The organism is Micromonospora haikouensis (genome assembly GCF_000876225.1).
Lineage (GTDB): Bacteria > Actinomycetota > Actinomycetes > Mycobacteriales > Micromonosporaceae > Micromonospora > Micromonospora haikouensis.
On record NZ_JXSX01000003.1, the window covers coordinates 1,153,255 to 1,162,500 of the forward strand.

9 protein-coding genes (1 of these 9 only partly in view) are annotated in these 9,246 nt (G+C 74.7%); 4 read left to right on the forward strand and 5 right to left on the reverse strand.

Annotated features, from left to right (window positions below; genetic code table 11):
- Positions 1–15 precede the first annotated feature (15 nt).
- Positions 16–2,676, reverse strand: a complete 2,661-nt coding sequence (gene ppdK, locus TK50_RS26435; RefSeq protein WP_043968065.1) for a pyruvate, phosphate dikinase — start codon at positions 2,674–2,676, stop codon at positions 16–18.
- A 145-nt stretch (positions 2,677–2,821) separates the two neighbouring features.
- On the opposite strand from ppdK, the gene TK50_RS26440 reads away from it, so the two are divergent.
- The 3 genes from TK50_RS26440 to TK50_RS26450 all read left to right on the forward strand — a co-directional run bounded on the left by TK50_RS26440 (position 2,822) and on the right by TK50_RS26450 (position 5,545).
- Entirely contained in the window at positions 2,822–3,334 is a 513-nt protein-coding gene (locus tag TK50_RS26440) for a GNAT family N-acetyltransferase (RefSeq protein ID WP_228987124.1), read from the forward strand.
- Between the two features lie 65 nt (positions 3,335–3,399).
- Complete coding sequence (locus TK50_RS26445; protein WP_043968067.1) at positions 3,400–4,029, forward strand: hypothetical protein; 630 nt, start codon at positions 3,400–3,402, stop codon at positions 4,027–4,029.
- Positions 4,030–4,207: 178 nt separating this feature from the next.
- Entirely contained in the window at positions 4,208–5,545 is a 1,338-nt protein-coding gene (locus tag TK50_RS26450; RefSeq protein WP_043968069.1) for a hemolysin family protein, read from the forward strand.
- Between the two features lie 3 nt (positions 5,546–5,548).
- On the opposite strand, the gene TK50_RS26455 is transcribed toward TK50_RS26450, so the two are convergent.
- The 4 genes from TK50_RS26455 to TK50_RS26470 form a co-directional block, all read right to left on the reverse strand.
- Positions 5,549–5,938, reverse strand: a complete 390-nt coding sequence (locus TK50_RS26455) for a hypothetical protein (RefSeq protein ID WP_043968071.1) — start codon at positions 5,936–5,938, stop codon at positions 5,549–5,551.
- A complete protein-coding gene (locus TK50_RS26460; RefSeq protein WP_241774167.1) occupies positions 5,925–6,299 on the reverse strand; it encodes a hypothetical protein in 375 nt (124 codons plus the stop codon). The genes TK50_RS26455 and TK50_RS26460 overlap by 14 nt, the downstream gene beginning before the upstream one ends.
- A gap of 2 nt (positions 6,300–6,301) precedes the next feature.
- The gene (locus TK50_RS26465) at positions 6,302–7,528 is read right to left on the reverse strand and encodes an NRAMP family divalent metal transporter (protein ID WP_043968075.1); all 1,227 of its coding nucleotides are present in this window, start codon (positions 7,526–7,528) and stop codon (positions 6,302–6,304) included.
- Positions 7,529–7,651: 123 nt separating this feature from the next.
- A complete protein-coding gene (locus TK50_RS26470) occupies positions 7,652–8,041 on the reverse strand; it encodes a PaaI family thioesterase (protein ID WP_043968077.1) in 390 nt (129 codons plus the stop codon).
- 100 nt (positions 8,042–8,141) lie between these two features.
- Here TK50_RS26470 and tyrS point away from each other — a divergent pair, with 100 nt between their 5' ends.
- Positions 8,142–9,246, forward strand: the 5' portion of a protein-coding gene (tyrS, locus tag TK50_RS26475; protein WP_043969395.1) for a tyrosine--tRNA ligase. Its footprint extends 182 nt past the window's final position; 1,105 of the gene's 1,287 nt are visible here — the first part of the coding sequence; its start codon is at positions 8,142–8,144; its stop codon lies beyond the right edge, outside the window.

Genomic DNA, 9,246 nt, shown 5'->3' on the forward strand with positions numbered 1-9,246 from the left:
CGTTCGGTTGTCGGGTCAGCGGCTGTCGGACGGCGCGCCGGCCGGGCGCACCGCGGCCCGTCCGGCGGCCAGGCGGGCGATCGGGATCCGGTACGGCGAGCAGGAGACGTAGTCGAGGCCGACCTCGGCGAAGAACTCGACCGAGTCGGGGTCGCCGCCGTGCTCGCCGCACACGCCGACGGTCAGCTCCGGCCGGGCCGCCCGGCCCTCCGCCACGGCCAGGCGGACCAGCCGCCCCACCCCGGCGGTGTCGATGCTCTCGAACGGGGAGACCGGGAAGATCCCGCGTTCCAGGTACGCCCCGAAGAACGCCCCCTCCACGTCGTCGCGGGAGAACGCCCACGCCGTCTGGGTCAGGTCGTTGGTGCCGAAGGAGAAGAACCGCGCCTCGGCGGCGATCTCCCCGGCGGTCAGCGCCGCCCGGGGCACCTCGATCATCGTGCCGATCGGGATCTCCGGCGCGCCCTCGACCCCGGCGAGCACCTGCTCGGCCTCGACCCGCACCGCGGTCAGCTCCCGCACATCGCCGACCAGCGGCACCATGATCTCGGGCCGGGGATCGCCGCCGTCGCGTCGCCGCTGGGCCGCCGCCTCGGCGACCGCCCGCACCTGCATCGCGAACAGCCCCGGCACGACCAGTCCGAGCCGCACCCCGCGCAGCCCCAGCATGGGGTTCGCCTCGTGCATCCGGCGCACCGCGACCAGCAGCGCCCCGTCGCGCCCCGGGTCCTCGCCCAGCGCCTCGGCCCGGGCCACCCGGGCGGTCAGCTCGTGCAGCGGGGGCAGGAACTCGTGCAGCGGCGGGTCGATCAGCCGGATCGTCACCGGCAGCCCGTCCATCGCGGCGAGGATGCCGACGAAGTCGGCCCGCTGCAACGGCAGCAGCGCCGCCAGGGCCGCGTCCCGCTCCGCCGGCCCGTCGGCCAGGATCAGCCGTTCCACCAGCTCGCGGCGTTCGCCGAGGAACATGTGCTCGGTGCGGCACAGCCCGATCCCGCCCGCGCCGAACGCGCGGGCCCGCCGGGCGTCGGCGGGGGTGTCGGCGTTGGCGCGTACCCCGAGGCGGCGCACCGCGTCGGCGTGGCCGAGCAGCCGGTGCACGGCGGCGACCAGCGGATCGGCCTCGGGCGACAGCTCGCCGGCGAGGTAGCGGGCGACGGGGGAGGGCCGCACCGGCACCGACCCGGCGTACACCCGGCCGGTGCTGCCGTCGATGGAGATCACGTCGCCGGCCCGGACCACCCGGTCGCCGACGGTGAACTCGCCGCGCTCCGGGTCGATCCGCACCGCCTCGGCCCCGCAGACGCAGGTGCGGCCCATGCCCCGGGCCACCACCGCGGCGTGCGACGTCTTGCCGCCCCGCGAGGTCAGCACCCCCTGCGCGGCGATCATGCCGGGCAGGTCATCGGGGTTGGTCTCGCGTCGCACCAGGATCACCGGCTCGGTGGCCGCCGCGGCGGCGGCCGAGTCGAACACCACCCGCCCCACGGCGGCGCCGGGCGACGCGCCGACGCCGGTGGCCAGCGGCACGGGCGCGGCGTCGAGGTCGAAGCCGGGGAACATCAGCTGCGCGAGCTGCCCTCCGCTGACCCGGTGCAGCGCCTCGTCCGCGCTGATCAGTCCCTCGTCGACGAGCTGCGCGGCGATCACGAACGCGGCGGCCGGGGTGCGCTTGCCGACCCGGGTCTGCAGCATCCACAGCTTCCCGCGCTCGATGGTGAACTCCACGTCGCACAGGTCCCGGTAGTGCCGCTCCAGCGTCCGCATGATCTCCGTGAGCCGGCGGAAGCTCACCGGGTCGATCCGCTCCAGCTCCGGCAGGCCGACGGTGTTGCGGATGCCCGCCACCACGTCCTCGCCCTGCGCGTCGGGCAGGTAGTCGCCGTACACCCCGGGCGCGCCGGTGGCCGGGTCGCGGGTGAACGCGACCCCGGTGCCCGAGTCGGGGCCCAGGTTGCCGAAGACCATCGCCATCACGTTGACCGCCGTGCCCAGGTCGTCCGGGATGTGCTCGCGGCGGCGGTACAGCACCGCCCGGTCGGCGTTCCACGACTCGAAGACCGACCGGATGGCCAGGTAGAGCTGCTCGTGCGGGGACTGCGGGAAGTCGTGCCCCACGTGGTGGGCGTACACCTTCTTGTACGTCTCCACCAGGTCGCGCAGCGCCGCCGCGCCCGGCCCGCCCGGCCCGGCCGCTGCCCGCACCGCCGCCAGCTCCCGCTCGAACTCCTCGGCCGGCACCCCGTGCACCGTCCGGCCGAACATCTGGATCAACCGCCGGTACGAGTCCCAGGCGAACCGCTCGTCCCCGCTGTGCGCGGCCAGGCCGCCCACGGTCGCGTCGTTGAGCCCGATGTCGAGGATCGTCTCCATCATCCCCGGCATCGAGAACCGGCCGCCGGAGCGCACGGCCAGCAGCAGCGGGTCGTGCCGGTCGCCGAGCCACCGGCCCAGCCGCGCCTCCACCTCCCGCAGGTGGGCGTTCACCTCGTCGAACAGGCCGGCCGGCGGGGCACCCTGCGCGAGGTACGCCCGGCAGGCGGCCGTGCTGATCGTGAAGCCCGGCGGCACGGGCAGCCCGAGCCGCGTCATCTCCGCCAGGTTCGCCCCCTTGCCGCCCAGCAGGTCCGCCCGGCTCCGGTCACCCTCGAAGAAGTCGTAGACGTACTTGAGCATGGCGTCGGCCCTCCACTCCGCTACCGTGCGGGAACGTCGTCCCCCTCCTTGGTAGCGGGCCGCGCCGGGCCGCCGACAGGGCCGGATGGAACGACCGCCGGGCCGGAGGTCCCGGCCTGTCGGACCCCGCCGGTACCCTGCCTGCGTGACCGCCGAGGATCTGCGCCCGCCCGCCGCGACCGGCGAGGCCGTGCGCCTGCGCCCCGTGCGCGACGACGACCTGCCGCACTTCTTCGCCTTCGAGCAGGATGCGCAGGCCAACTGGGTGGCGGCATTCGGCCCCGTCGACCCGGCGGACCGGGCGGCGTTCGAGGCGCACTGGCGGCGCATCCGCGCCGACCCGGCGATCGTCACCCGCACCGTCACCGTCGACGGCACCGTCGTCGGCCACGTGGCCGCCTTCCCCGTCGACGACCAGACCGAGGTCAGCTACTGGATCGACCGGGCCCGCTGGGGCCGCGGCCACGCCACCGGAGCCCTCGCCGCCCTGCTGGCCGAGCTGCCGCGCCGCCCGGTGCGCGCCCGCGCCGCCAAGGACAACGCCGCCTCCCTCGCGGTGCTGCGCAAGTGCGGCTTCGTCGTCGTCGGCGAGGACTCGGGGTACGCCAACGGCCGCCGCGCCGTCGTCGAGGAGTGGGTCCTCGAACTGGCCGCCTGAGCGCCGGCACCCGCCCGGCACCGCCCCACAGCCGGCCTGAGCTGGGCGGGCACTAGTCTCGCGGGGTGAACTGGCTGGACTTGATCGGCTGGACCGGCTCGGCGCTGCTGGTCTGGTCCCTGCTGCAGGCGCGCATCCTCCGGCTGCGCGCACTCAACCTCGTCGGCTGCCTCGTGCTGATCGGCTACAACACCGCTCTCGCCGTGTGGCCGATGGTCGGGCTGAACGTCGTGCTCGCCGTCATCAACGTGTGGTACCTGCGCAAGATGCTCGCCACCCGGCACGACGAGCAGACGTACCAGGTGGTCGAGGTCGGCGTCGACGACCAGTTCCTGGCCCACACGCTGCGCGTGCACGCCGCCGACATCGCCCGGTTCAACCCGGGCTTCCACTGGGGCGAGCACACCGCCCGCCGCTCCGCGTTCCTGGTCGTCCGCGCCGACGAGGTGGTCGGGGTGGTCCTCTCCCACGCCGAGGGCGACACCGCCCAGGTCGACCTCGACTACGTCACCCCGCCGTTCCGCGACTTCACCCCCGGCGAGTTCGTCTACCGGCGCAGCACCCTCTTCACCGACCGGGGGTTCCGCCGGGTGGTCAGCCCGCCCGGCATGGTCGCGCCCTACTACCACCGGCTCGGCTTCCGCGCCGAGGACGACGCGTACGTGCTCGATCTGGCCGCCACCGACCGGGCCTGACCGGCGCGGACGGGGCGGCCGACCGGCGGACCCGCCGCCCCGCGACCGCCCGGTCGGCGGCGGGAGGATTCGCCGACCCGCCGACGGGGCACAGAGGGGCCTACGCCGGCCCGGGCCCGCCGGGCGGCGCCACCGGTCGTCGCGACCGGGGCCGTCGGAGCGAGGGAGAGAACCGGGCGTGCAGAGCTACTGGAGCCAACTGGCCCTGGTCGGAGTCCTGGTCGTCCTCAACGCGATCTTCGCCGGCAGCGAGATGGCGCTGGTCTCGCTGCGCGACAGCCAGGTCCAACGGCTGGAACGCAGCGGACGGGCCGGCCGGGTGCTGGCCCGCCTCGCCAAGGACCCGAACCGCTTCCTCGCCACCATCCAGATCGGCATCACCCTCGCCGGGTTCCTCGCCTCGGCCGCCGCGGCGGTCTCCCTGGCCAAGCCCCTCGTGCCGCTGCTCGGGGTGTTCGGCTCCGCCGCCGAGACGGCCGCCATCGTGCTGGTCACCCTGGTGCTGACGTTCGTCACCCTCGTCTTCGGGGAGCTGGCCCCCAAGCGGATCGCCATGCAGGCCGCCGAGCGCTGGGCGCTGCTGGTGGCCCGCCCGCTGGACCTGCTCGCCAGCCTCACCCGCCCCGCCGTCTGGGCCCTCGGCGCGACCAGCGACCTGGTGGTCCGCCTCGTCGGCCTCGACCCCAAGCACGAGCCGGACGAGATCGGCCCGGACGAGCTGCGCGACATCGTCGCCGGCAACCACGGCTTCACCAAGGAGCAGCGGACCATCATCGCCGGGGCGGTCGAGATCGCCGACCGGCGGCTGCGCGCGGTGCTCGTACCCCGGTTGCAGGTCTTCACGCTCGACAGCGGCACCACGGCGGAGGCCGCGCGGCTGGTGCTGGCCGCCACCGGCCACTCCCGCGCGCCGGTGGTGCGCCACGGCGGCCTCGACGACGCGGTCGGCGTGATCCACCTGCGCGACCTGGTCGGGGTGCCCGACGACCGGCCCGTCGACGAGTGCGCCCGCCCGCCGATGCTGCTGCCCGACTCGCTGCCGGTCGTCGATGCGCTGCGCCAGTTCAAGGCGGAACGGCAGCACATCGCCCTCGTCGTCGACGAGCGTGGCGCCGTCGACGGGATCGTCACCCTGGAGGACATCCTCGAGGAGATCGTCGGCGAGATCTACGACGAGACCGACCGGGACGTGCGCGCCGTGCGCACAGAGGCCGACGGCGCGATGCTGCTGCCCGGCACCTTCCCCGTCCACGACCTCGTCGACGTCGGCGTCGAGCTGCCCGGCCGCCCCGCCGGCGACTACACGACCGTCGCCGGCCTGGTCCTGACCCTGCTGGGGCACATCCCCACCGTGCCGGGGGAGGACGTCACCATCGACGGCTGGGCCCTGGAGGTCGCCGACATCGACCAGCGGGCCATCACGGCGGTACGGCTGCGCCGCGTCGCCGCCCCCGCCGAGCCGGACGCCGACGCGGAGCCCGACGCCGAGCCCGCCCTCGACCCGGCCCGGGGCTGACCCTCAGCCCGGCCCGGCCGGTCCCTCCGGCTGCTCCGGCGGTGCGGGCGGCCCCTCCGGCTGCTCCGGTCCCTCCGGCTGCTCCGGCTGCGCCGCGCCGAACGGGAAGCCGGGCACCGGCGGCACCAACCGGACGGCGTCGGCGGGCACCTGACGGCTGCTGCCGCGCAGCACCCGGGCGACCAGGCGGATCAGCCACGGGCCCGACGGGTGCCGCTCCGCACCGATCAGCCGCCCGGTGACCCGGGCGTACCAGCGCCCGGCGACGACGACGTCGGTCAGCCGCAGCCGCCCGTCGGGGACCGCGCTGCGCACCACCACGTCCACCACCCGACCCAACCGCCGGCCGTGCAGGTCGTACGCGGTGCGGCCGAGCAGCTCACCCGCCCGCACGGTCCGCCCCCGGGATCCGGCCGATCAGGTGCCGGCGCAGCCACTGCTCCACCGGAGAGGAGGGCAGGTCGTCGAGGCAGGCCCGCAGCCGCACCGCGCTGTCCACCCGCTCCACCAGCCGGTACGGGATGCGCAGCGGCGTCACCGCCCGCTCCTCGGTGAACCGGTCGGCAACCGCGACGAGGAGCCGCCCGATCCGGCCGCCGATCCGCTGCCCGAGCGCCCCCTGCCCGGTGAGCAGGGCGGCCACGTACAGCACCCCGTCCGCGTCGACGCCGAACTCCACGTCGTCGACCTTGCCGACCAGCCGGCCGTCGCGGTCGACGATCTGCCGGTCGAGCAGCTGCCGGCCGAGCTGCATCCTCACCGGCCCATCCCCGTCACCACCGCCAGCGGGACCGCCGCCACCGACGCCACCACGATCACCAGCAGGAACACCACCCCCAGCAGGTTCGCCAGCGGCCCGTTCACCCGATCGCCCAGGTACGTCCGGTCGTTGGCCACGATCAGGATCGGCAGGTACGTCAGCGGCAGCACCACCGCGCTGAGGACCAGCATGTACTCCGTCAGCGTCACCGGGTCGACCGTCGTCAGCAGCACCAGCATCCCGAGCAGGACGCTGACCAGCAGCACGCTGTGGAACCGGGCCGCCTCGCGGGGGCTCACCCACTTGCCCCACTGCCAGCCGAAATACTGCGCGGCGGCGTACGCGGCGGACAGCCCCGTCTCCAGCGCGGCCCCGAACGTGACGGCGAAGAACGCCAGCGCCGCCACCGCCAGCCCCGCCGCCCCGAACGCGAGGACCGCCGGCTGCGCCACCTGGGCGAGGGAGTCCGGCGACGTCCCGCCCGGGTGGTACACCACCGCGGCCGTGGCGATCAGCGACAGGGCGAGGAAGCCGCCCACCGGGAAGCCGATCAGCACGCTGGACCGGGCGTCGGCCAGGTCGGCGGCGCTCCACCGCTCCTCCACCGCGCCCGAGGAGAAGAAGAACACCTCGTACGGGCTGACCGTGGAGGCGAACAGCGCCACCGCCACGAACCAGTAGGCCCCCCAGCCCTGCCCCGCCGCGCCGCCGTGCACCGCCGACCGCCCGAGCGCCGCCCAGTCGGTGGGCAGCCAGAACAGCGCCACCGCGAACCCCACCAGGGCCAGCCCCGCCAGGCCGAACACCCGCTCCATCAGCTGGAAGCGCATCCGCCACAGCACCAGCCAGACCGCCGCCGCGGCGACCGGCACCCAGAGCAGGTAACTCAGCCCGGAGGCCAGCTGCAGGGCCAGCGCCACGCCGCCCAGCTCGGCGGCGAGGGTCAGCACGGTCACCAGGTAGGAGGCCACCAGGTTCAGCAGCGCCACCCGGGGGCCCAGCCGCTCCCGCACCAGGTCGAACACCGCCCGGCCGCTCACGGCCGCGACCCGGCCGGCCATCTCGGCGTACGCGCAGATGCCCACCACCCCGAGCAGCAGCACCCAGGCGTGCGCCATGCCGAAGCGCGCCCCCGCCTGGCTCGCCGCCACCAGGTCGCCGATGTCCACGAACCCGCCGACGGCGGAGAGCACGCCGAGCGTCGCGGCGAGGAGCTTCCTCACCTCGGACGCGGGTCGACGGGTGCCATCGCCGCGACGATATCCGGACAGAAAGCCCCTTAAGCCCCGAACCGGGCATCCGGCCGGCGGGTCGGCAGGGCCGGCCCGGCTCTGCCGGCGGCGAGATCAGGCGCCGGTGAGGTTCTGCAGGCGCACCTGGCCCCGGGAGACCAGCCGCCCCGCGTCGTCGGAGATCTCCACCTGCCAGAGTTGCTGGCTGCGGCCCCGGTGCACCGGGGTCCCCACGGCCGTCAGCTCGCCCTCGCGGACCGCGCGCAGGAAGTCCGTCTGGTTCGACACCCCGACCACCCGGCCCTGCCCGCCCAGCCACAGCGAGCCGCCGACGCTCGCGGCGGTCTCCACCACCGCGCAGTACACCCCGCCGTGCTGAATGCCGAACGGCTGGTGCAGGTCCGGGCGGACCCGCCACCGGATGACGACCCGATCGGCGCTCACCTCGTCGAACTCCAGGCCGAGCAGGGCGACGAAGCCCCCGGTCAGCTCGGGCATCTCCACGGCGGCTCCTCCTCGCGTCAGGGAGGGCCAGCCTAGCCAACCGTGATCAGCGGCAAACCCGGTACCGGCCGGTTCCGGCGATGGGGGAGAATCGGTGACCGTGACCGACAGCAGCCTCCCGCCGACCGGGCGGGACTCCCTGACCGAAGACCTGCAGTGGCGGGGCCTCATCCAGGACTCGACCGGCCTCGACGAGCTGCGCGCGCTGCTCGACGGCGGGAGCGCCACCTTCTATGTGGGCTTCGACCCGACGGCGGCCAGCCTGCACGTCGGCCACCTCATGCAGGTCACCACGGCCCGCCGCCTCCAGCTCGGCGGGCACCGGCCGCTGCTGCTCGTCGGCGGGGCCACCGGGCAGATCGGCGACCCGAAGGAGAGCGCCGAGCGGACGCTGAACCCGCCCGAGGTGGTGGCCGGCTGGGTCGACCGCATCCGCGACCAGCTCTCGCCCTTCGTGTCCTACGCCGGCGAGAACGCGGCGCGGCTGGTCAACAACCTGGACTGGACCGGCGAGATGTCCGTGGTCGAGTTCCTCCGCGACGTCGGCAAGCACTTCCCGGTCAACAAGATGCTGGCCCGGGAGGTGGTGAAGGCCCGGCTGGAGACGGGCATCAGCTTCACCGAGTTCAGCTACCAGCTGCTCCAGTCCCACGACTTCTACGAGCTGCACCGCCGGCACGGCTGCCAGCTCCAGTTCGGCGGCTCCGACCAGTGGGGCAACATCACCGCCGGGGTCGACTACGTCCGCCGCCGGGGGGCCGGTCCCGTCCAGGCCTTCGTGACACCGCTGGTGACCAAGGCCGACGGCACCAAGTTCGGCAAGACCGAGGGCGGCGCCGTCTGGCTCGACCCGCAGCTGACCAGCCCGTACGCGTTCTACCAGTTCTGGCTCAACGCCGACGACCGCGACGTGGTCCGCTACCTGCGCTACTTCAGCTTCCGCTCCCGCGACGAGATCGAGCAGCTGGAGAAGGAGACCGCGGAGCGGCCGGCGGCCCGGCTCGCCCAGCGGGCCCTCGCCGAGGAGTTGACCACCCTCGTGCACGGCGAGCGGGAGACGGCCCAGGCCGTCGCCGCCAGCCAGGCCCTCTTCGGTCGGGGGTCGCTGGACGACCTGACCCCGGAGACGCTGCGGGCGGCCCTGACCGAGGCCGGGCTGGTGCACGTCGACGAGCTGCCCGACGTCGCCGGGCTGCTGCGGGAGT